The organism is Micromonospora sp. LOL_014, assembly GCF_048060245.1.
Taxonomy (GTDB): Bacteria; Actinomycetota; Actinomycetes; order Mycobacteriales; family Micromonosporaceae; genus Micromonospora_E.
On record NZ_JBHMIP010000001.1, the window covers coordinates 292,404 to 312,492 of the forward strand.

18 protein-coding genes are annotated in these 20,089 nt (G+C 71.3%); 11 read left to right on the forward strand and 7 right to left on the reverse strand.

The annotated features are described in order from the left end of the window. The first annotated feature begins 71 nt into the window (after nucleotides 1–71). Together groL and ACFHW1_RS01415 are read left to right on the forward strand one after the other, a co-directional pair. Nucleotides 72–1,709, forward strand: a complete 1,638-nt coding sequence (gene groL / locus ACFHW1_RS01410; RefSeq protein ID WP_416551336.1) for a chaperonin GroEL — start codon at nucleotides 72–74, stop codon at nucleotides 1,707–1,709. A gap of 235 nt (nucleotides 1,710–1,944) precedes the next feature. Next, nucleotides 1,945–3,495: a molybdopterin-dependent oxidoreductase gene (locus ACFHW1_RS01415; RefSeq protein WP_416551414.1), complete on the forward strand. Its 1,551-nt coding sequence runs from the start codon at nucleotides 1,945–1,947 to the stop codon at nucleotides 3,493–3,495. Nucleotides 3,496–3,519: 24 nt separating this feature from the next. Here the strand turns inward: ACFHW1_RS01415 and ACFHW1_RS01420 are convergent, their stop codons facing one another. Further along, nucleotides 3,520–3,948, reverse strand: coding sequence for a WhiB family transcriptional regulator (locus ACFHW1_RS01420; protein ID WP_416551337.1), 429 nt, complete (start codon nucleotides 3,946–3,948; stop codon nucleotides 3,520–3,522). Between the two features lie 280 nt (nucleotides 3,949–4,228). Between ACFHW1_RS01420 and ACFHW1_RS01425 the strand changes: the two genes are divergently transcribed. Continuing rightward, nucleotides 4,229–5,194 carry a response regulator transcription factor gene (locus tag ACFHW1_RS01425; protein WP_416567426.1) on the forward strand — a complete coding sequence of 322 codons (966 nt, stop codon included), beginning with the start codon at nucleotides 4,229–4,231 and terminating at the stop codon, nucleotides 5,192–5,194. A 6-nt stretch (nucleotides 5,195–5,200) separates the two neighbouring features. Here ACFHW1_RS01425 and ACFHW1_RS01430 read toward each other — a convergent pair whose 3' ends face one another. Continuing rightward, nucleotides 5,201–5,611: a DUF5319 domain-containing protein gene (locus ACFHW1_RS01430; RefSeq protein WP_416551338.1), complete on the reverse strand. Its 411-nt coding sequence runs from the start codon at nucleotides 5,609–5,611 to the stop codon at nucleotides 5,201–5,203. Between the two features lie 230 nt (nucleotides 5,612–5,841). Here ACFHW1_RS01430 and guaB point away from each other — a divergent pair, with 230 nt between their 5' ends. The 3 genes from guaB (at nucleotide 5,842) to ACFHW1_RS01445 (ending at nucleotide 10,070) form a co-directional block, all read left to right on the forward strand. After that, entirely contained in the window at nucleotides 5,842–7,431 is a 1,590-nt protein-coding gene (gene guaB / locus ACFHW1_RS01435) for an IMP dehydrogenase (protein ID WP_416551339.1), read from the forward strand. 72 nt (nucleotides 7,432–7,503) lie between these two features. Then, entirely contained in the window at nucleotides 7,504–8,622 is a 1,119-nt protein-coding gene (locus ACFHW1_RS01440; RefSeq protein WP_416551340.1) for a GuaB3 family IMP dehydrogenase-related protein, read from the forward strand. Beyond that, complete coding sequence (locus tag ACFHW1_RS01445; protein ID WP_416551341.1) at nucleotides 8,619–10,070, forward strand: M1 family metallopeptidase; 1,452 nt, start codon at nucleotides 8,619–8,621, stop codon at nucleotides 10,068–10,070. The genes ACFHW1_RS01440 and ACFHW1_RS01445 overlap by 4 nt, the downstream gene beginning before the upstream one ends. A 521-nt stretch (nucleotides 10,071–10,591) precedes the next feature. On the opposite strand, the gene ACFHW1_RS01450 is transcribed toward ACFHW1_RS01445, so the two are convergent. Next, nucleotides 10,592–11,509 (reverse strand): sulfotransferase domain-containing protein, encoded by a 918-nt coding sequence (locus tag ACFHW1_RS01450; RefSeq protein WP_416551416.1) that lies wholly within the window; start codon nucleotides 11,507–11,509, stop codon nucleotides 10,592–10,594. A 338-nt stretch (nucleotides 11,510–11,847) separates the two neighbouring features. Between ACFHW1_RS01450 and ACFHW1_RS01455 the strand changes: the two genes are divergently transcribed. Beyond that, on the forward strand, nucleotides 11,848–12,018 hold the full coding sequence (locus ACFHW1_RS01455) for a hypothetical protein (RefSeq protein WP_416551342.1): 171 nt from the start codon (nucleotides 11,848–11,850) through the stop codon (nucleotides 12,016–12,018). 55 nt (nucleotides 12,019–12,073) lie between these two features. On the opposite strand, the gene ACFHW1_RS01460 is transcribed toward ACFHW1_RS01455, so the two are convergent. After that, the gene (locus ACFHW1_RS01460) at nucleotides 12,074–12,391 is read right to left on the reverse strand and encodes a type II toxin-antitoxin system PemK/MazF family toxin (RefSeq protein ID WP_416567429.1); all 318 of its coding nucleotides are present in this window, start codon (nucleotides 12,389–12,391) and stop codon (nucleotides 12,074–12,076) included. Next, on the reverse strand, nucleotides 12,381–12,620 hold the full coding sequence (locus tag ACFHW1_RS01465; RefSeq protein ID WP_158632395.1) for a hypothetical protein: 240 nt from the start codon (nucleotides 12,618–12,620) through the stop codon (nucleotides 12,381–12,383). The genes ACFHW1_RS01460 and ACFHW1_RS01465 overlap by 11 nt, the downstream gene beginning before the upstream one ends. Nucleotides 12,621–12,757: 137 nt before the next feature. Here ACFHW1_RS01465 and ACFHW1_RS01470 point away from each other — a divergent pair, with 137 nt between their 5' ends. Together ACFHW1_RS01470 and guaA are read left to right on the forward strand one after the other, a co-directional pair. Continuing rightward, entirely contained in the window at nucleotides 12,758–14,428 is a 1,671-nt protein-coding gene (locus ACFHW1_RS01470; RefSeq protein ID WP_416551344.1) for a GMC oxidoreductase, read from the forward strand. Nucleotides 14,429–14,485: 57 nt separating this feature from the next. Further along, on the forward strand, nucleotides 14,486–16,039 hold the full coding sequence (gene guaA, locus ACFHW1_RS01475) for a glutamine-hydrolyzing GMP synthase (protein WP_416551345.1): 1,554 nt from the start codon (nucleotides 14,486–14,488) through the stop codon (nucleotides 16,037–16,039). 9 nt (nucleotides 16,040–16,048) lie between these two features. Here the strand turns inward: guaA and ACFHW1_RS01480 are convergent, their stop codons facing one another. Beyond that, nucleotides 16,049–16,333 carry a PspC domain-containing protein gene (locus ACFHW1_RS01480; RefSeq protein ID WP_416551346.1) on the reverse strand — a complete coding sequence of 95 codons (285 nt, stop codon included), beginning with the start codon at nucleotides 16,331–16,333 and terminating at the stop codon, nucleotides 16,049–16,051. Between the two features lie 169 nt (nucleotides 16,334–16,502). Here ACFHW1_RS01480 and ACFHW1_RS01485 point away from each other — a divergent pair, with 169 nt between their 5' ends. Beyond that, nucleotides 16,503–17,447, forward strand: coding sequence for an NUDIX hydrolase (locus ACFHW1_RS01485; protein WP_416551347.1), 945 nt, complete (start codon nucleotides 16,503–16,505; stop codon nucleotides 17,445–17,447). A 249-nt stretch (nucleotides 17,448–17,696) separates the two neighbouring features. Then, nucleotides 17,697–18,755, forward strand: coding sequence for a CDP-alcohol phosphatidyltransferase family protein (locus ACFHW1_RS01490; protein ID WP_416567430.1), 1,059 nt, complete (start codon nucleotides 17,697–17,699; stop codon nucleotides 18,753–18,755). Between the two features lie 7 nt (nucleotides 18,756–18,762). Here ACFHW1_RS01490 and ACFHW1_RS01495 read toward each other — a convergent pair whose 3' ends face one another. Next, nucleotides 18,763–20,016 carry a phosphatidylserine decarboxylase gene (locus ACFHW1_RS01495; protein ID WP_416551349.1) on the reverse strand — a complete coding sequence of 418 codons (1,254 nt, stop codon included), beginning with the start codon at nucleotides 20,014–20,016 and terminating at the stop codon, nucleotides 18,763–18,765. Nucleotides 20,017–20,089 lie beyond the last annotated feature (73 nt).

Sequence of the window (20,089 nt, forward strand, 5' to 3'; positions counted from 1 at the left end):
GGGCGTCGCCCGTTGGCCGGTGCCCGGCAGCCGCCGGCCGGCCGACGGCTAGTGCCTGTGAAGGGAATGTCATGGCGAAGATCCTGAGTTTCTCGGACGACGCCCGGCACCTCTTGGAGCACGGCGTCAACACGCTCGCGGACACGGTCAAGGTCACCCTCGGCCCGCGCGGGCGCAACGTCGTGCTGGACAAGAAGTTCGGCGCTCCGACGATCACCAACGATGGCGTGACCATCGCCAAGGAGATCGAGCTCACCAACCCGTACGAGAACCTCGGTGCGCAGCTGGTCAAGGAGGTGGCGACGAAGACCAACGACGTCGCCGGCGACGGGACCACCACCGCCACCGTGCTCGCCCAGGCGATGGTCCGTGAAGGTCTGCGCAACGTCGCCGCCGGGGCCAACCCGGCCGGCCTCAAGCGCGGCATCGACGCGGCCGCGCAGAAGGTCTCCGACTCTCTGCTGGCCAAGGCGGCAGAGGTGGCCGACAAGGGCTCGACCGCGCAGGTCGCGACGATCTCGGCCCAGGACGCCACGATCGGCGAGCTGATCGCCGAGGCGATGGAGCGGGTCGGCCGCGACGGCGTCATCACCGTCGAGGAAGGCTCCACCCTGGCCACCGAGCTGGAGGTCACCGAGGGCCTGCAGTTCGACAAGGGCTTCATCTCCCCGCACTTCGTCACCGACGCCGAAGCGCAGGAGGCGGTGCTCGAGGACGCGTACATCCTGATCACCACCCAGAAGATCTCCTCGATCGAGGAGCTGCTGCCGCTGCTGGAGAAGATTGCCCAGGACGGCAAGCCGCTGCTGATCGTCGCCGAGGATGTCGACGGGCAGGCGCTGTCCACCCTGGTGGTCAACGCCGTACGCAAGACCGTGAAGATCTGCGCGGTCAAGGCCCCCGGCTTCGGCGACCGGCGCAAGGCGATGCTGCAGGACATGGCGGTCCTGACCGGCGCCGAGCTGATCGCCCCTGAGCTGGGCTACAAGCTCGACGCGGTCGGGCTGGAGTCGCTGGGCCGGGCCCGGCGGATCGTGGTCGACAAGGACACCACCACGGTGGTCGACGGTGCCGGCAACGACTCCGAGGTCGCCGACCGGGTCACTCAGATCCGCAAGGAGATCGACGCGTCCGACTCGGACTGGGACCGGGAAAAGCTCGCCGAGCGGCTGGCCAAGCTCTCCGGTGGCATCGCGGTGATCAAGGCCGGGGCCGCCACCGAGGTGGAGATGAAGGAGCGCAAGCACCGCATCGAGGACGCCATCGCCGCGACCAAGGCCGCGGTCGAGGAGGGCACCATCCCCGGTGGCGGCGCGGCGCTGAGCCAGATCGCCGCCGTGCTCGACGACGACCTCGGCTTCGACGGCGACGAGAAGGTCGGCGTGTCGGTGGTCCGCAAGGCGCTGCACGAGCCGCTGCGGTGGATCGCCCAGAACGCCGGCTACGACGGGTACGTCGTGGTCGGCAAGGTACTCGAAGGCGACTGGGGCCACGGTCTCAACGCCGCCACCGGTGAGTACGTCGATCTGGCCGGGGCCGGCATCATCGATCCGGTGAAGGTGACCCGCAACGCGGTCAGCAACGCCGCGTCGATCGCCGGGCTGCTGCTCACCACCGAGAGCCTCGTGGTGGAGAAGCCGGAGAAGGCCGAGCCGGCCGCCGGCGGCCACGACCACGGGCACGGCCACCAGCACGGTCCCGGTTTCTGACCGGAAGTTTTACCTGCTCCACCCTGGATCCGCGTGATCAGTACGGCCGAGGGCGCACTCCGCCCGAGGTTTCTGATCACGCGGATTCTGCGTATCGTCGGCGGTACCAATGCGCCGTCGACCCGTACGGTGCCGGACAGATGGGTTGGACGTGATGACGCCGGAGCCGACGGTGCCGGACGCGACAGGGCCGGAGCCGACCGGGCCAGCTGCGCCGACCGAACCGCCGGGCCGCCTGCCCGGGCCGCTCGCGGCGCTCGCCGGGGTGGCCGCCGCCGCGCTCGCCCTGGGCCTGGCCGAGCTGGTCGCCGTCGGCACCGGCGCCCGCTCGGCACCGCTGGTCGCGGTCGGCGGGGTGGTCGTCGACACCGTCCCCGAGCCGCTGAAACAGTTCGCCATCGACGTGTTCGGCGTACACGACAAGACCGCGCTGCTGGTCGGCACCGGCGTACTGCTCGCCGGGTTCGCGGCCGTGATCGGGGTGCTGGCCGCCCGCCGGCTCGCCGTCGGCTTCGCCGGCATCGCGGTCTTCGGCGTGATCGGCGCGGTGGCCGCGCTCACCCGGCCCGGCGCCGGGCCGGCCGCCGTCCTGCCGGCGGTGATCGGCGTGTCCGCCGCCGCGCTGCTGCTCTGGGCGTTGCTCGCCGGCCCGCTGCGGCCGGCCGCAGCCGCGTCGCCCGCCGAACCGGCGTCGGTACCGGTGCGGCCCGGTGCCGGCACCGCCGACCGGCGCCGGTTCCTGTCCAGCGTCGGCGTGTCGGTCGGCGCCGCCCTGATCACCGGTGCCGGCGGTCGCTGGCTGGCGCAACGCCGGGGGGTGGCGACCGCCCGGTCCGCCGTGACGCTGCCCGCCCCGGTCGACGCCGCGCCGCCGCTGCCTTCCGGTGTGGATCCGGCGGCGCCGGGGCTGAGCCGGTACGTCACCACCAACCGTGACTTCTACCGGATCGACACCGCGCTGGCCGTTCCCCAGGTCGACCCGGACGAATGGCAACTGCGGATCCACGGCCGGGTGACCAACCCGATCACCCTGAGCTACGCCGACCTGCTCGGGATGGGCCTGGTGGAGCGGTACGTCACGCTGGCCTGCGTCTCGAACGAGGTGGGCGGGGATCTCATCGGCAACGCCCGTTGGCTCGGCGTACCGGTGCGGGACCTGCTGGTCGAGGCGGGCCCGCTGCCCGGAGCCGACCAGGTCGTCGGCCGGTCCGTCGACGGCTGGACCTGCGGCACCCCGACCGAGGCGCTGCTGGACGGGCGGGACGCGCTGCTCGCGGTCGGGATGAACGGTCAACCGCTGCCGGTCGAGCACGGTTTCCCGGTCCGCATGGTGGTGCCCGGCCTCTACGGCTACGTCTCCGCCTGCAAGTGGGTCACCGAGCTGCAGTTGACCAGCTTCGCCGACTTCGACGCGTACTGGGTGCCGCGTGGCTGGGCGGCGGAGGGTCCGATCAAGACCCAGTCCCGGATCGACACCCCCCGGGTCCGCGCCGAACTGTCCGCCGGCACCGTGCCGGTGGCCGGGGTGGCGTGGGCCCCGCACCGGGGCATCAGCGGCGTCGAGGTACGGGTGGACGACGGCCCCTGGCGGCCGGCCGAGCTGGCCCCGGCGGTCTCCGCGGACACCTGGGTGCAGTGGGTCTGGCAGTGGCCGGCGACCTCGGGTGAGCACCTGCTGCAGGTCCGGGCGACCGACGGGACCGGCGCCACCCAGCCCGAACTACGCCAACCGGTCGCCCCGGACGGGGCGACCGGCTGGCACTCGGTCCGCGTCACAGTCCAGTAGGGATGTTCGAAACCGTGGCCGTGGTCAGGCGGCGGTGGCCGAGTCCGCCGGCTGCGGCCTGACGGCGGTCGATTCCGGCCGGCGCTGAGCCGGTACGGTCGACTTGTGCGGCCGGCCCAGCCGGGCCTCCAGCCGTTGCACGTCGACCCGGCCGCCGCGGCGGTCAGCGAGATCTTCCCAGCCGAGGGCGATCAGCCGGAGCCGTTCCGACTCGCTGAAACCGCCCCACACCCCGTACGGCTCGCGAACCGACAGGGCGTGCGCGGCGCACTCTGCGCGGACCGGGCAGGTCCGGCAGACCGCCTTGGCTCCCGACTCCCGGCGGTTGCGTGACGACCCTCGCTCACCGTCGGGGTGGAAGAACTGGGCGCTGTCCCGGCCACGGCAGGCACCAAGAATCTGCCACTCCCACAGGTCGACGATCGGTCCGGGCAGTCGGCGTACATCCGACATCTGCACCCCTCCTTCCGCGCGGCTCCTGCGGACACTTCGTGGTAGGACCAGGCGGCCGGCCGCGCAAGCGCTCCGGTCCTTCGTGTCACCGGGGTACCCGGGAGTCCCACTGCTCAATCACCCGTGCCGGAACGGGTGGGATCACCCGGGTCGGAACCTGCGCGCGATAGCCGGTCGGCGACGTGGCCACCGGTCCTGAACTTTCATCTTTTTTCGTGGCGAAGCGCATGAGTGAGCGTGCCTCGCGTGATCTGCTGCTGGCGGGAGAGGGGAGTCACAAGTGCGCAAGGTGCTCGTGTGTGTGCGAACAGTAGTTGCAGCTCAGAACATCACCGCCGCTGCCGCCCGGCTCGGTCTCTCCGCCGCAGTACGAACAGCGGTCTCTGAACCGGAGGTGATGCTGCGGCTCGCCGAACGCCCAGCGGAGATCGTACTCGCCGACACCGCCCTGGCCCGTCCGGACAGCGCCAGCTTCACCCGCCGGGTACTGGCCCGCTCGCCGGGCAGCGTGATCGTGCTGTTCGGCGGGGAGGACCCGCAGGTGGCGTCGGCCGCGCTGGCCGCCGGCGCCCGCGGGCTGCTGCGCGGCACCGACGACCTGGTCACCGCCGTGGCGAAGACCCTGCTGCTGCTCGCCGCGCCGGGCCGCCGTACGCCGGCACTGCTGACCGAGCAGTCAGCAGCCGCACCGGCCCCGGCGGTGACCGCCACTGTTGGTGCCGCTGGCGCGGCGACTCATCACCCCGGGGCCGCCGCCGCTGGTACCGACTCCGCCGGACAATCGGTCACCGGCGCCGCCGAGCAGACGGCTGCGGCCGCTGCCGGCGTGGATCCGGCCACCGGCCCGAACGTGGTGCCGAACCAACGCGACGACGCAGCCGCGACGGCACCGGCCGCCGACACCGCCGACGCACCGGCGCCCGTCCCGCACCCCGACGGCGCGTCGACCGACAGCGCACCCAACGGCAGCGCACCCAATGGCGGCGTGGCGCACGGTGCCGGACCGGACGGCGCCCAGCCGTCGGACGGTCGAGTCACCGCACTACGCCGGATCGGGCTCACCGAACGCGAACTCCAGGTGCTACGCGGGATGGCGGAAGGCAAGAGCAACGGCGAGATCGGCCGCGACCTGTTCGTCTCGGAGGACACCGTCAAGACCCACGCGCGACGACTGTTCCGCAAGCTCGGCGCACGGGACCGGGCGCACGCGGTGGCCACCGGATTCCGTACCGGACTGGTCGCCTGACCGACCTTAGCCCGGCCGGCCCTGGACGTCGTCCGCCTCGTCCCGCAGGGTGTCGTGCACGCCGTCGGCGTACCCCCGGGCGTACTCCCAGCTCACGTAGTGGTCCGGGTCGGGGTTGAAGGCCGGCTCGTGCACCCTCGGCCGGCCGGAGTCGAGCAGGTGGCGCAGATTGCCGCGCAGCAGGTCCCAGTCGAAGTAGTGCGGCTCCCGGCAGTCCTCGCAGTCGATCACCAGCCCGCGGATCCCGACCGCGCCGAGCAGCGCCCGGTAGACCTCCAGGTCGGCGAGGTCCTCCAGCACGTCCTGCCGTTCGGCGGGCGTCAACGAATCCGGCTCGCCGGCCTCGGCGGGATCCTCCAGCCCGGCTGCCGGATCGGCGGGGTCGCCGCTGAACGGATCGATCGGCTCTTCGTGCACCCCTCCACCGTAGTCCCACCCGTACCGGCTGCGTGGGCCCCACCCGGTCTGGCTGGCCGCGCAGGTGGCGCGCCCGGCCGGTCCGGCGGTGGGTACGATGAACCATCGCACCGCAAGACGGGGCGAGCCGGTCAACCGCCACCCACGCCGGGCCGCCTGCCGACCCGGCGCCTGGGCATCAGCCGCCGCCGGCCGCAGGCGAACCGTCCGACCAGCTCAGGGGAAAAGTCGTGGAAAACTCGCCCACCCACCAGCCCGTCGTCGACAGCACCGCCAACGGCGGTCACGTGCCCCCGGTCCCCGCCGCGTTCGGCGGCCACGTGCCGGAGATGCCCGCCGGGTCGGCCCGGGCGGTGCCGCTCGGGTTGACCTTCGACGACGTGCTGCTGCAGCCCGCCGAGTCGGACGTCATCCCGAGCCGGGTCAACACAGTGACCTCGATGACCCGCAACGTGCAACTTTCCGTACCGCTGCTGTCCAGCGCAATGGACACGGTGACCGAGGCGCGGATGGCGATCGCGATGGCCCGGCAGGGCGGCATCGGCGTACTGCACCGCAACCTCTCCGCCGACGACCAGGCGATCCAGGTCGACCTGGTGAAGCGCTCCGAGGCCGGCATGATCACCAACCCGGTGACCTGCGGCCCGGACGACACCCTGCGGCACGTCGACACGCTGTGTGGCCGGTACCGCATCTCCGGTGTCCCGGTCGTCGACGAGCAGGGCGCCCTGGTCGGCATCATCACCAACCGCGACATGCGGTTCGAAACCGACCAGAGCCGCCCGGTACGCGACCTGATGACCTCGATGCCGCTGGTCACCGCCCCGGTCGGGGTGGCCAAGGCGGACGCGCTGGCCCTGCTGCGCCAGCACAAGGTGGAGAAGCTGCCCCTGGTCGACGACGCCGGCCGACTGCGCGGGCTGATCACCGTGAAGGACTTCACCAAGAGCGAGCAGTACCCGGACGCGACCAAGGACGACGCCGGCCGGCTGCGGGTGGCCGCTGCGATCGGCGTCGGCGACGACTCGTACAAGCGGGCCCGGACCCTGGTCGACGCGGGCGTCGACGTACTGATCGTGGACACCGCCCACGGCCACCAGCGCGGGGTGCTGGACATGGTGCGGGCCCTGAAGCGGGACACCGAGGTCGACGTGGTCGGCGGCAACGTCGCCACCTACGCCGGTGCCCGCGCGCTGGTCGAGGCCGGCGTGGACGCGGTCAAGGTCGGGGTCGGCCCGGGGGCGATCTGCACCACCCGGGTGGTCGCCGGGGTCGGTGTACCGCAGGTCACCGCGATCATGGAGGCGGTCCGGGCCTGCCACCCGGCCGGCGTTCCGGTGATCGCCGACGGCGGCATCCAGTACTCGGGCGACATCGCCAAGGCGCTGGTCGCGGGTGCGCACACGGTTATGCTGGGCAGCCTGCTCGCCGGCTGCGAGGAGAGCCCCGGCGAGCTGCTGTTCATCAACGGCAAGCAGTTCAAGTCGTACCGGGGTATGGGGTCGCTGGGCGCGATGCAGTCCCGTGGCCAGGCCCGCTCCTACTCCAAGGACCGCTACTTCCAGCACGACGTGCTCAGCGACGAGAAGCTGGTCCCGGAGGGTGTCGAGGGCCAGGTGCCGTACCGTGGACCGCTGGCCACCGTCGTGCACCAGCTGATCGGCGGGGTCCGGCTGGCCATGGGGTACGTCGGCGCCGAAGGCATCGACGACCTGCACCAGCGCGGCCAGCTGATCCGGATCACCGCGGCCGGTCTGAAGGAGAGCCACCCGCACGACATCCAGATGACCGTCGAGGCCCCCAACTACCACACCCGCTGACCTACGCCGTCGACCTGCCCGCGCGGTGGCCGAGCCGCCGGGCGGTCGACCTGTCCATGACGGAGATATGCCATGCGTGACGTGGTCGAGATCGGGCTGGGCAAGACCGCGCAGCGCGGCTACCACCTGGACGACATCGCCATCGTGCCGAGCCGGCGGACCCGGGACGTCGACGACGTCTCCACCGCGTGGCAGCTCGACGCGTACCAGTTCAAGATCCCATGCGTGGCGCACCCGTCGGACGCCACGATGAGCCCGGCCAGCGCCGCCAAGTTGAGCGAGCTCGGCGGGCTCGGTGTACTCAACGTCGAAGGGCTGTGGACCCGCTACGAGGACCCGAGCAAGGTGCTCGGCGAGTTGGCCGCGCTGGACGACGACGACCCGGCGACCCAGCGGCTGCAGGAGGCGTACGCCGAACCGATCCGCCCCGAGCTGATCGCCGAACGGGTCCGGCAGATGCGGGCCGGCGGCGGTACGGTCGCCGCCCGGGTGTCACCGCAGCACACCCTGGCGCTGGCCCCGGTGGTGCTGGACGCCGGCGTGGACATCCTGGTGATTCAGGGCACCCTGGTGTCTGCGGAGCACGTCTCCACCACCGACGAGCCGCTGAACCTCAAGGAGTTCATCGCCGACCTGGACCTGCCGGTGGTGGTCGGCGGCTGCACCGACTACAAGACGGCGCTGCACCTGATGCGTACCGGCGCGGCCGGGGTGATCGTCGGAATCGGCGCGGACGAGTGGTCGACCACCGACTCGGTGCTCGGTATCCGGGTGCCGATGGCCACGGCGATCGCCGACGCGGCCGCCGCCCGCCGCGACTACCTGGACGAGACCGGCGGCCGGTACGTGCACCTGATCGCCGACGGAGACCTGCAGACCTCCGGTGACATCGCCAAGGCGCTGGGCTGCGGTGCCGACGCGGTGATGCTCGGTGAGCCGCTGTCGCTGTGTGCCGAGGCCCCGGCGGCCGGGGCGTGGTGGCATTCGGTGGCCAGCCACCCGAAGCTGCCGCGCGGCGCGCTCGGGGTGGCCGACGAGCCGCTGGGCACCATGGAGCAGTTGCTGTTCGGGCCGGCCGACTCCCCGGACGGCCAGCAGAATCTGTTCGGCGGGCTGCGCCGGGCGATGGCCAAGTGCGGCTACCGCGATCTGAAGGAGTTCCAGCGGGTCGGTCTGGTCCTCGACCGGTGACCAGCCGCCGTCCGTCGTTCGCGCTGCGGCGGCGTACGTCCGGTGTCGCCGCGCTGCTCGCGGTGGCGCTGGCCACCGGTGCTGGCTGCGGCGTACTGCCGGAGCCGGTCGACCGGGGCGACGACAGCTCGACGGGTGGTTTCCAACCCGGCGCGGCCGGCATCGGCGACCCCTACTTCCCGACGTACGGCAACGGTGGCTACGACGTGGCCGGCTACCAGTTGACACTGCGCTACGACCCGGACAGCGAGCGGCTCGACGGCACCGCCACGATCACCGCCACCGCCACCACGGATCTGTCCCGGTTCAACCTTGACCTGGCCGGGCTGGTCGTTGACGCGGTCATCGTCGACGACACCCCGGCCGGGCACAGCCGCGACGGCAACGAGCTGGTCGTCACCCCGGCCACCGGGCTGGCCGACGGTACGCAGTTCACCGTGGTCGTCGACTACGGCGGCCGGCCCGAGCTCCTGACCAGCCCGGACCTGGGCGCGGGCGGCTTTCACGTGACCGACGACGGAGCGATCGCGCTCGGCCAGCCAGAGTCGGCCAGCACCTGGTTTCCGGTCAACGACCACCCGCTGGACAAGGCGACCTTCGACATCGACGTCACCGTTCCGGACGGGCTGGCCGCGCTGAGCATCGGCGTACCGGGGCCGACCAGCAGCGCCGACGGCTGGACCACCTGGACCTGGTCGGAGTCCACCCCGCTGGCCAGCTACCTGACCACCCTGGTGATCGGCGACTACCGGGTGGAGCGTGGCACCCACGCCGGTCGGCCGATGGTGACTGCCGTTTCCGCCGATCTGCCGGAAGGTGGCCCGGCCGAGCAGGCGATGGCCCGCACCGGTGAGATCGCCGACTACCTGGAGTCGGTGTTCGGTCCGTACCCGGTCGACGCGTACGGCGGCGTGGTGGTGAACGACGACCGGATCCGCTACGCCCTGGAGACCCAGTCCCGGCCGGTGTACGGCGATGTGTTCTTCGACTCCGGGCCGGTCACCTGGGTGGTCGCGCACGAGTTGGCCCACCAGTGGTTCGGCAACAGCGTGTCGATCCGGCACTGGCGGGACATGTGGCTGAACGAGGGTTTCGCGACGTACGCGGAGTGGTTGTGGTCCGAGCACGACGGTGCGGCCACCGTCGACGAGATGTTCGACCGCGAGTACGAGCGGATCGACTGGGCCAGCCCGGCCGGTGACCCCGGCCCGGCGGGGATCTTTAGCCAGTCGGTGTACAAGCGGGGCGGGCTGACCGTCCACGCGCTTCGACGGACCATCGGTGACGACGCGTTCTTCCGCCTGCTCCGCACCTGGACGGCCGAGCGCCGCAACGGCAACGCCAGCACCGAGGAGTTCGTTACGGTCGCCGAGCGGGTTTCCGGCCAGCCGCTGCGGGAATTCTTCGATGCCTGGCTGCAGGGCGACACCGCTCCGGCCAAGCCCTGACAGCTGATGGACGGGCGGGCCGGGCGGGCAGCCGGGCTCGCCCGTCATCAGAGTCCTTCCGTGGATACTCCGGCGTTGCGGCCGGGGAGGAAACGGAACCCCCGCGGAGCGGGACAGGGAAAGTCGATCCGCGGCCGAGGCGGATCGGTGTCCACCGCACACCAACCCCACGGTTCACGACCGAATCGCTAGGCTGTCGACTGTGTCCAGGACCGTGAAGCGGGCGTTCAGGTTCCGCTTCTACCCCACCCCGGAGCAGGCGGCCGAGCTCGCCCGGACTGCGGTGTCTCACTGTGCAGCCGCCGGAAGTGGGACGCGAGGCTGTCACGGGCGTCCTGCGGGCGTCGTCCTCGGAAACCGCCGATACCGGGTCGTCCCGATGCTCGATCTTGATCAACAGGTGCTCAGGCACCTGGTTGGCGGCATAGACCATGTGCGCATTGTGATGGCTCGATCGCTGGACCGCAGCCCTGCCCCGCCGGGATCGGCCCGCACGACGGTCGATCCGTCTCGGTGCGGCCCTACTGGCCGTTCGGGTCCAGGCTCTGCTGACCGTTCGGGTCCAGGGCAGCACGCGCCTTGTCGCGGCTGGGGTACCCGCAGAGTTCGACGAGGTTGCCGGTCGTTGCGACGAAGGCCTCGTAGATGTCGTCGTCGAAATGGTTCAGCCAGTCACCGGCCTTGCCCTTGCGGTAGTGCGCCGTCGGCCCGGTCTCCAGGCGATTCTTGCGCATCCGGGAGAACCCGTGCCGGTCGAGCAGCGCCGCCAACTCGGCCGGAGGTAGAGCAATCCCGCAGTGCCGCATCAGCTCCGCCACCTCGTCCGCCTGTCGCTCGCCGGTCAGATTCTCGTATCGGAAGAGACGGAACGTCTCGGCGCTGGGTGCGACCACCCACGACCGCAGCGCGGAGAAGAGGTTTTTCTCCGCGAGGTGGTTGATGACGTACAGCAGGCCTTCCTTGCGGGGCTTCTCTCTGAGAATCTTCCGATGGTGCAGGACGTCACCCATCGGGGTGTGCGAGTTCCGCAGCGAGAAGTAACTGGAGACGACGATGTCGCGCGGGTCCCGCATCACAAAGATGGCCCGGTACCTCTCCGGCTTGGGGATCGCTTCGAAGCGTTTGTAGCCGACGAAGAGCGACGAGGCCACCCGGCCGGGCGGGATGGCGTCAGGGTAACGCCGCCGGTGGACTCGCTGATCGAAGGGCAGCAGACCGGAATACTGATACACGACCGGGTCGCTGAGGATGGCCTTCACCCACTGGCTGCCCGTCTTGCGGACCGTGCAGTGGTAGATGTTGTCGTATTCGCAGCGGGCGACCACCGGGATCGTCAGCCGGCTTCTCACGATCCGCGTCTCGAGCATCGTCCACCGCACCGCCACCCGCACGTTGCTGGGCGTGTGGTGCTTGGCGAAGGTGAAGGTCCGTTTGATCAGTGTCCTAGCCCTGTCTCTGCCCGCAGCCGGTCCCTGCCCGAAGCGGATCCTGCCCGAAGTGGACGACACGCATCAGCGGATGCCGCGCATCTCAGCCTGAGATGATAGTACGCACCCCAGCCTGAGATGATGATGGACGTGGACCGCCCGGTCAACCTCGGAGCTGCCCGTGAATCTCTTCATGCTGAGCGTGTCGACCCGGGAGTGGGCAGCGGAGGCCGATGCCGGACCGGGCACGCGGCGCAGCTCGCTTGTAGCAAGCGGTCACACAAGCGGGCGGCCTGGCCCACCCTGCCTGTACTGCGCACTCGATACGCGAGCTCGAGGTGGCCGGGCTGGTGACCTCCCGGCGTGGCGGCGGCACCCGGGTCGCGGCCGCGCCGCCCGCCAGGCCCGGTCCGGATGAGATGCTGCGTCACCACGCTGCCGCGTTCGTCCACGAGACGCGTCAACCCGGCGGGGACGACAGTCAGATCATCTCGGCGGTCGCCCGAGCGCTGGAGGCTTAGACGCATGACCTCGACGCGCAGGTCCGGTAGTCTGCCGCCCAGGAGTTGGGCCGGCTCAAAGGACGTCGAGAACGGCGCGTAGCAGCCGGTTGACCTCGACCAACTCGGCTGGGCTCAGCCGGCCGACGCGCTCGCCGATCGCCTTCTCGGCGTCAACGGCACGCAGTTGGTCCAGCATGAGTCGGGTTGGCTCGCCGCGCACGGTGACCTCGGGCCGGAACACGTACGGGTGGGCTGAGGTGGAGGTAGGAGCGACGATCGTCGTTGACAGGTTGAGATCGTCGGACTGCACCACCACGGCGTACCGCGCTCCTTTTTGCTCGTGACCGACGGCGTCGCGGGGTGCGCGCAGCCGGTAAACGTCACCACGCACTGAGCTCGTCCATCTCAGCCTGTACCCGGCGAACCTCCGCGAGGTCGTCGATGTTGCCACGAGCGTGCTCCGCGTCGGCCCGCATCTTCGCCCTCAGCGCCTGGTCGGCGTGCTCATCTAGAAGCCGCGTGATGACCTCGTCAATCGGCGCGTCACCGAACTCTTCCGTGCGGGTCCGCATCAGCCGGTCGCGAGTGGCCGTGCTGACCCGGATCGTCGTCGTCGCCATGCAGAGAATTCTACGTATCAGGCTACTTCTCGTCTACACCACAGGTCTACTTCCTCCGGCTGCTTGCCGATCCGCTAGCGGATGGATCGGCGGGTCGGCTGGTGGTGCAGCGGTTACCAGGCGGTAATGATGGCGGGATGCGGTACGACGTAGTCGTGATTGGGTCTGGGTTCGGCGGCAGCGTCGCCGCGCAGCGGCTCGCCGAGAAGGGCTACTCGGTGCTGGTGCTGGAGGCCGGTCAACGCTTCGCCGACCACGAACTGCCGCGCACCTCTTGGCGGGTGCGACGGTTCCTGTGGATGCCGGCGCTCGGCTGCTACGGAATCCAGCGCATCACCCTGCTGCGCCCGGCCGCCCGACGCGGAGCAGCCCGGGTACGCGCAGGAGGAACAGGTACAGGGGAGACACCTACGGAGGAGAGTAGCGGCCGGGCCGGGGTGCTGGTGCTGTCCGGAGCCGGCGTCGGCGGCGGGTCGCTGGTGTACGCCAACACGCTCTACGAGCCGCCGGACGACTTCTACGCCGACCCGCAGTGGTCCGGCATCACCGACTGGCGGGCCGAACTCGCCCCGCACTACGCCCGCGCAAAGCAGATGCTCGGCGTCGTCGACTATCCGCGTACCACCGCCGCCGACGGGGCGATGCGGGCGGTCGCCGACCGGATGGGCGCCGCCGACACGTTCCGGTCCACCCCGGTCGCCGTCTACCTCGGTCGTCCCGGTGAGCGGGTCGCCGACCCGTACTTCGGTGGGGCCGGGCCGGACCGGGTCGGCTGCACCCACTGCGGTTCCTGCTTGACCGGTTGCCGGGTCGGTGCCAAGAACTCGCTGCCGAAGAACTACCTGTGGTTCGCCGAACGGGCCGGAGCGCACATCCGGCCGCTGACCACGGTCGTCGGGCTGCGGCCGGGTCCGGACGGTGCCGGCTACCTGGTCGACGTACGCCGTACCGGTGCCTGGGTCGGCGGCCGGCAGACGATCACCGCCGACCAGGTGGTGCTCGCCGCCGGGGCGCTCGGCACCCAACGGCTGCTGCACGCCGCCCGCGCCACCGGCGCGCTGCCGGCGATCTCCGCCCGGATCGGCACCCTGACCCGGACCAACTCGGAGGCGATCCTCGGCGTGTCTGTCCCCCGCCGGGCCGCCCGCCGCCGCGCCCTCGACTTCACCGACGGGGTGGCGATCACCAGCTCGTTCCACCCGGAGCCGGGCACCCACGTCGAGCCGGTGCGCTACGGCGAAGGGTCCAACCTGATGGGGCTGCTGCAGTCGGCGCTGGTGGCCGGCGGGCCGCGCCGGGTACGCCGCTGGCTGGCCGCGCTGGCCGGCCGGCCCCGGGAGACGGCGCGGCTGCTGTCGGTACGGGACTGGTCGCGGCGGACCATTGTGGCGCTGGTGATGCAGTCGGTGGACAACTCGCTGACCACATACCTCCGACGCGGCCGGCTGGTCGCCGGGCACGGGCACGGCCGACCCAACCCGAGCTGGATCCCGACCGGTCACCGGGCGGTGCGGCTGCTCGCCGACGAGATCGGCGGCATCCCGGGCGGCGCGGTCACCGAGCCCTTCGACGTGCCGATGACCGCCCACATCCTGGGCGGGGCGGTGATCGGGGCCACCCGCGCGGACGGCGTCGTCGACGCGTACCACCGGGTTTTCGGTTGTCCGGGCCTGCATGTGGTCGACGGCGCGGCGGTGCCGGCGAACCTGGGGGTGAACCCGTCGCTGACCATTGTCGCGCTCGCCGAGCGGGCGATGGCCCACTGGCCGGTCAAGGGCGCACCGGACCGCCGCCCGCCGGCGAGCTGAGCCGCGACCCTGAACCATCGTCGGGACGGTTCGGCGACGGTCGGTAGGCTCCGGAGCATGAGCACGCCGCGTCCGGTCCTGGTGGTGGACTTCGGAGCCCAGTACGCCCAGCTGATCGCCCGTCGGGTGCGCGAGGCCAAGGTCTACTCGGAGATCGTCCCGCACGACATGCCGGTGGCCGAGATGATGGCCAAGGAGCCGGCCGCGATCATCCTGTCCGGCGGCCCGGCCAGCGTCTACGCCGACGGTGCCCCGCAGGTCGACCCGAAGCTGTTCGACGGTGGGGTGCCGGTCTTCGGCATCTGCTACGGCTTCCAGGCGATGGCGCTGGCGCTCGGCGGCACGGTCGCGCACACCGGCAACCGGGAGTACGGCGGCACCCCGCTGGCCGCCCGCCCCGAGGCCGCAGTGCTGCTGCGGGAACTGCCGACCGAGATCCCGGTGTGGATGAGTCACGGTGACTGCGTGACCGCCGCGCCGGAAGGGTTCACGGTCACCGCCGGTTCGGCCGGGGCGCCGGTCGCCGCGTTCGAGGATCTCGCCGGCCGGCGGGCCGGCGTGCAGTTCCATCCGGAGGTGGGGCACACCGCGCACGGCCAGCTGATGCTGACCCGCTTCCTGTACGACATCGCCGGCATCGAGCCGACCTGGACGCCGCAGAACATCATCGACGAGCAGGTGGCCCGGATCCGCGAGCAGGTCGGTGCCAAGGAGGTCATCTGCGGGCTGTCCGGCGGGGTCGATTCGGCGGTCGCCGCCGCGTTGGTGCACCGGGCTGTCGGCGACCAGTTGACCTGTGTCTTCGTCGATCACGGGCTGCTGCGGGCGGGGGAGGCCGAGCAGGTCGAGTCGGACTACGTCGCCGCGACCGGGATCAAGTTGAAGGTGGTCGACGCCACCGACCAGTTCCTCGGTGCGTTGGCCGGGGTGACCGACCCGGAGCAGAAGCGTAGGATCATCGGTCGGGAGTTCATCCGGGTCTTCGAGGCGGCGGCCCGCGAGGTGGCCGCCGCCGGTGACGTCGAGTTCCTGGTGCAGGGCACCCTCTACCCGGACGTGGTGGAGTCCGGCGGTGGCACCGGCACCGCCAACATCAAGTCGCACCACAACGTCGGCGGGCTGCCCGACGACCTGCAGTTCGCCCTGGTCGAGCCGCTGCGCACGCTGTTCAAGGACGAGGTGCGGGCGCTCGGCCGGCAACTCGGCCTGCCGGAGGCGATGGTCTGGCGGCACCCGTTCCCCGGCCCGGGTCTGGCGATCCGGATCATCGGCGCGGTCGACCGGCCGCGCCTGGACCTGCTGCGCGCCGCCGATCTGATCGCCCGCGAGGAGCTGACCGCCGCCGGGTTGGACCGTGACGTCTGGCAGTTCCCGGTGGTGCTGCTGGCCGACGTGCGCAGTGTCGGGGTGCAGGGCGACGGGCGCAGCTACGGTCACCCGGTGGTGCTGCGTCCGGTGTCCAGTGAGGATGCGATGACCGCCGACTGGTCCCGGCTGCCGTACGAGGTGATCGGCCGGATCTCCACCCGGATCACCAACGAGGTGCCCGAGGTGAACCGGGTGGTGCTGGACGTGACCAGCAAGCCGCCGGGCACCATCGAGTGGGAGTGAGCTGACTGGTCAGTCGGTGGGACCAGCCCTGTGCGGCCGGGTCGGTTCGGTGCCGGGCCAGGGTGGCGCGGTCGGCGGCTCCTCCGGCATCAGGAACCAGATCACCGGGTAGGTCAGCGCGGCCAAACCGCCGGTCAGTACGGTGGCCACCGCGAAGATCACCCGGACCAGGGTGGGGTCGGTGTCGAAGTAGCGGCCGAGGCCGCTCGCGACACCGGCGATCATGCGGTCCGTGGTGGGTCGCCGAAGCTGCTTGTACGGGGCCTGAGCTGTGGGGTTCTGGGAGGTCGTCATGCTTCAACGGTCCGCGCGGCGGTCCTCGGCGACCTCGGTGACCTCCCGGATCAATACCCTGATCCGTCCCGGAATGCGGCTCTAGGTAGTCAAGCAGTTACCTAGAATACTGTCGCCAATCTGACAGTCGTCCGCGCCGACTGGCCACTTGCGGGCAGAATTCTGACTCGTGACTCCCGCCCTAGAGCCGCTTCGCAGGATCGCGGCATACGCTGTCTGTGCCGATTCGGAGGACCGGGTTCTGCTGGTCCGCGCCTCTCCGCGCTCCGGTACACCCGGGGTGTGGTCGCTGCCGGGAGGAGCAGTGGACCACGGGGAGGATCCCAACCACACCGTCGTCCGGGAGACCGCCGCGGAAACTGGCATTTCGGTCGCGGTCACCGGGTTGCGGGACGTCCTCGCCGACATGCGCTCCCTTCCCCGGCGCGGCATCACCCTGCACACCGACCGGTTGATCTACGACGCGTCGATCCGTGGCGGACAGATCTGCCACCGGATCAACCAGCCCACCGACCTCGCCCGGTGGTGCAGTCTGGACGAGGCGAAACAGTTGCCGCTGCGTCCGTTCACCGCCAGCGCTCTCGGCCTGCCGCCGGAGACGATCGACCTGCGGCCGGACACCGCTCCCGACTTCCCGTCGTTCTACGCCGTACCGGGGCCGGACGGGCTGCACCGGGCGCAACGGTTCGCGGCGTACGCGGTCGCCACCGACCCGGCCCGGCGGGTCCTGCTGACCCGGATCGCGCCCGGCTACCCGGGTGCCGGTCGGTGGCATCTGCCCGGCGGTGGCACCGACTACGGCGAGCAGCCCGGCACGGCGCTGATCCGCGAGCTGGTCGAGGAGACCGGCCAGCGTGGCCGGCTGGTCCGGCTGCTCGGCGTGGCCAGCCACCGGGACGCGGCTTCGCTCGGTCCGGAGGGTTACCCGATCGACTGGCACGGGGTGCGCGCTTTCTACCAGGTTGAGGTGGACCGCCCGTCCCTGCCGATCGTCACTGACATCGGTGGGTCGACCTCGGAGGCCCGCTGGTTCGCCCGGACGGATCTGGCAGCCATCCGACCGGAGCTGACCGAGGTGACCGCCGAGGCGGTCGGAGCCGCCCGGCTGGTCTGACCCTGACCCCGGCGGTGCCTCCGACGCTCGGCGGCGCCGCCGGGAAGGCGTGGTCGTGCTGGCTCCAGCTAGCACTGCTTGCTTGAGCTAGCGTATCGCAGTGAGTAGGTGACCGGTTTGGCCCGGACGAACCGGCATAACTCAGACTGATCTCTCGCCATCCCGCGTCGGCTGTGCAATGGTGTAGGCCGCATAATCGGGCGTCCGGCGCAAGTTGCGCGGGACGACCGACCGATGATGGAGGGATCCGTGGCGAGAGCCCCGTGGCGGCGGCGGCGCACGACTGACAGTCCCCGGCCGGCAGGACGTCGATGGGCGGGCCGGGGATGGACCGGTCCGCTTCGTCGTAGTGGCAGTCTGGCCCGCCAGGTCCTGCTGGTGCGGGTCGGCCGAAGCGGCCGCGACCGGCTCCGGTTCGGCCGGCGGTCGGCGGACTCCGTCGGACGATACCGGGTCGACCCGCTGACGGCGGCCGAGATCGCCACGATCGCTCCGCTCAGCCCGGCGGTCGGTCCGGTCGGTCCGGCACCTGCAACCGGCGTCGAGCACCACCCGATCACCCCCGCCGACCACACCGCCACGGCGGTCAGCCGGCCCAGCGGGCTGCGGCCGGCTCCCGTACCGCTGCTGCCCGGCACCCCGACAGCGGCCCGGCGGGCCGGATTCGTGCTGGTCAACTCGACCACGCTGGCCAGCCTCACGCTCGGCCTCACCGCCATCTTTCTGGCCATGGAAGGCGATGTCCGCACGGCTGCGGCCTGCCTGATCGCCTGCGTGGTCTTCGACGGACTCGACGGGGCGCTGGCCCGCCGGCTTGGGGTGGCGAGCCCGTTCGGCGCGCAGATGGACTCACTCGCCGACATGTGCTCGTTCGGGCTGGCCGCCCCGGTCGTCGTCTACGCCTCGCTGGCCGGCTCGGTGTCCACCACCGCCGCGGCGGTCGCCTGCGCCCTGGTCGCCGGCTGCGCAGCGATCCGGCTGGCCCGGTTCAACGTGTCGCCGTGCGACGGCCGGTTCTTCACCGGCGTACCGACCACACTGGCCGCCGCCGTCCTCGGTCTCGGCGTGCTGATCGACGTCCCGATCCCCGGCGGTGCGCAGTTGGCGGTCGTGGCGCTGCTGGCCTTCGCGATGGTCTCCAGTTTCCCGTACGCGAAGCTGGCCCGGCTGATCAAGCTGCCGCCGTGGCTGTGGGTCGTGCCGGTGGTCGGCGCGTTGATCGACGCGCGGCTGACCTTCGGCCTGACCGTGCTCGCCTACCTGGTGAGCGGGCCGTTGCTCTGGCTGCACCAGCGGCGGGCCACCTGACCCAGGGTCAGCGCCAGCGGGCGATCACCGAGCTGCCACCGGCCACCCGGTCACCCGGCCCGACCAGCGCCTCGGCGGCGTCCGCCGGCAGGTAGACGTCGGTGCGTGAACCGAACCTGATCAGCCCGAACCGCTCACCCTTGGCGAGCAGGCTGCCAACCGGGGCGCGGTGCACGATCCGTCGGGCCACCATCCCAGTACGCTGCGCAACGATCACCCGCCCACGGGGGGTCTCCAGCACCGTGTACGCGGCGACGTTGTGCTCGGCGGCCGGCTGCATCGCGGCGGCGAAACCTCCGTCGGTGACGAAGTGGTCGACCACCCGGCCGGCGACCGGACTGCGGTTGACGTGCACGTCGAGCACCGAGAGGAAGACCGCGATCCGTAGGAACCCGGTGGCACCGAGCCGTTCGTCGTGCACCCGTTCCACCGACAGCACCCGGCCGTCGCTCGCCGCGACCACGGCGGCCGGGTCCTCCGGTACGTCGCGTTGCGGGTCGCGGAAGAACGCGGCGACCGGACCGGCGGCCAACGCCGGCAGCAGCCAGAGCCGGCTCTTCGGCCGGGCCAGCCGGGTCGCGGCGGCCAGCCCGAGGGCGATCCCGGCGGCGGCCACGCCGCTGGAGTCGATGTGCATCCCCCGGGTCAGCGGAACGCTGCTGGTCCGGAACGCCGGCCCCAGCTTGGCGGCCCGGTCGACCGGTGCCGGGGTGAATCGCAGCCGGTGCACCCGCAGCGGCGGGACGTTGCGCAGCACCAGGTCGCTGCCGACGCCGAAGAGCGCCGCCTGCCGATCCAACTCGGCGGCCGCACCGGAGGTGCCGCCCGGCAGCGCCGCGGCGGCCACGGACAGTACGGCGCCTTCGGCGAGGTACTTGCCGTAGCCGTCGATCATCGTGCGGGCCTGTTCACCACTTCCGGTGAGGACGGCTCCGACGATCAGCAGATCGGCCGGGTCGGCGGCCGACACCGTCTCGATCACCCGGACCCGTTCGTCGACCCACGGGCCGTGACCGGCGATCTCCGCCCGCAGTTGTGCCGTCTGGTCGACGCTGCCCGGCACCACGGTCATCGTGTCGCCGGGCAGCAGTGCGTCGATGGCGGCGTCGACCACCCTCGCTCCCGGAACCACCCCGACCAGCAGGACGTGCTTCGCCACGTTGTCCCGGGCGAGTTCGGCGGTCAGCGCCCGGGCGGCGCGCTCGCCGATGTCGAAGCGGGTGCGAAGCACGGAAGCGACTGGTACGGGGGTATCGGACATGGCGGACGGGCTCCTCGCGGCAATGGTGGGACGCGGACCCAGCATAGGTGCACCACCGGTGGGCTGCAGCGGG

Bases quoted from the DNA above. Each gene is read 5' to 3' on its own strand.
- groL (WP_416551336.1), top strand. From the start codon at position 72: ATGGCGAAGATCCTGAGTTTCTCGGACGACGCCCGGCACCTCTTGGAG.
- ACFHW1_RS01420 (WP_416551337.1), bottom strand. From the start codon at position 3,948: ATGTCGGATGTACGCCGACTGCCCGGACCGATCGTCGACCTGTGGGAG.
- ACFHW1_RS01440 (WP_416551340.1), top strand. From the start codon at position 7,504: ATGCGTGACGTGGTCGAGATCGGGCTGGGCAAGACCGCGCAGCGCGGC.
- ACFHW1_RS01465 (WP_158632395.1), bottom strand. From the start codon at position 12,620: ATGGCGACGACGACGATCCGGGTCAGCACGGCCACTCGCGACCGGCTG.
- ACFHW1_RS01470 (WP_416551344.1), top strand. From the start codon at position 12,758: ATGCGGTACGACGTAGTCGTGATTGGGTCTGGGTTCGGCGGCAGCGTC.
- guaA (WP_416551345.1), top strand. From the start codon at position 14,486: ATGAGCACGCCGCGTCCGGTCCTGGTGGTGGACTTCGGAGCCCAGTAC.
- ACFHW1_RS01480 (WP_416551346.1), bottom strand. From the start codon at position 16,333: ATGACGACCTCCCAGAACCCCACAGCTCAGGCCCCGTACAAGCAGCTT.
- ACFHW1_RS01495 (WP_416551349.1), bottom strand. From the start codon at position 20,016: ATGTCCGATACCCCCGTACCAGTCGCTTCCGTGCTTCGCACCCGCTTC.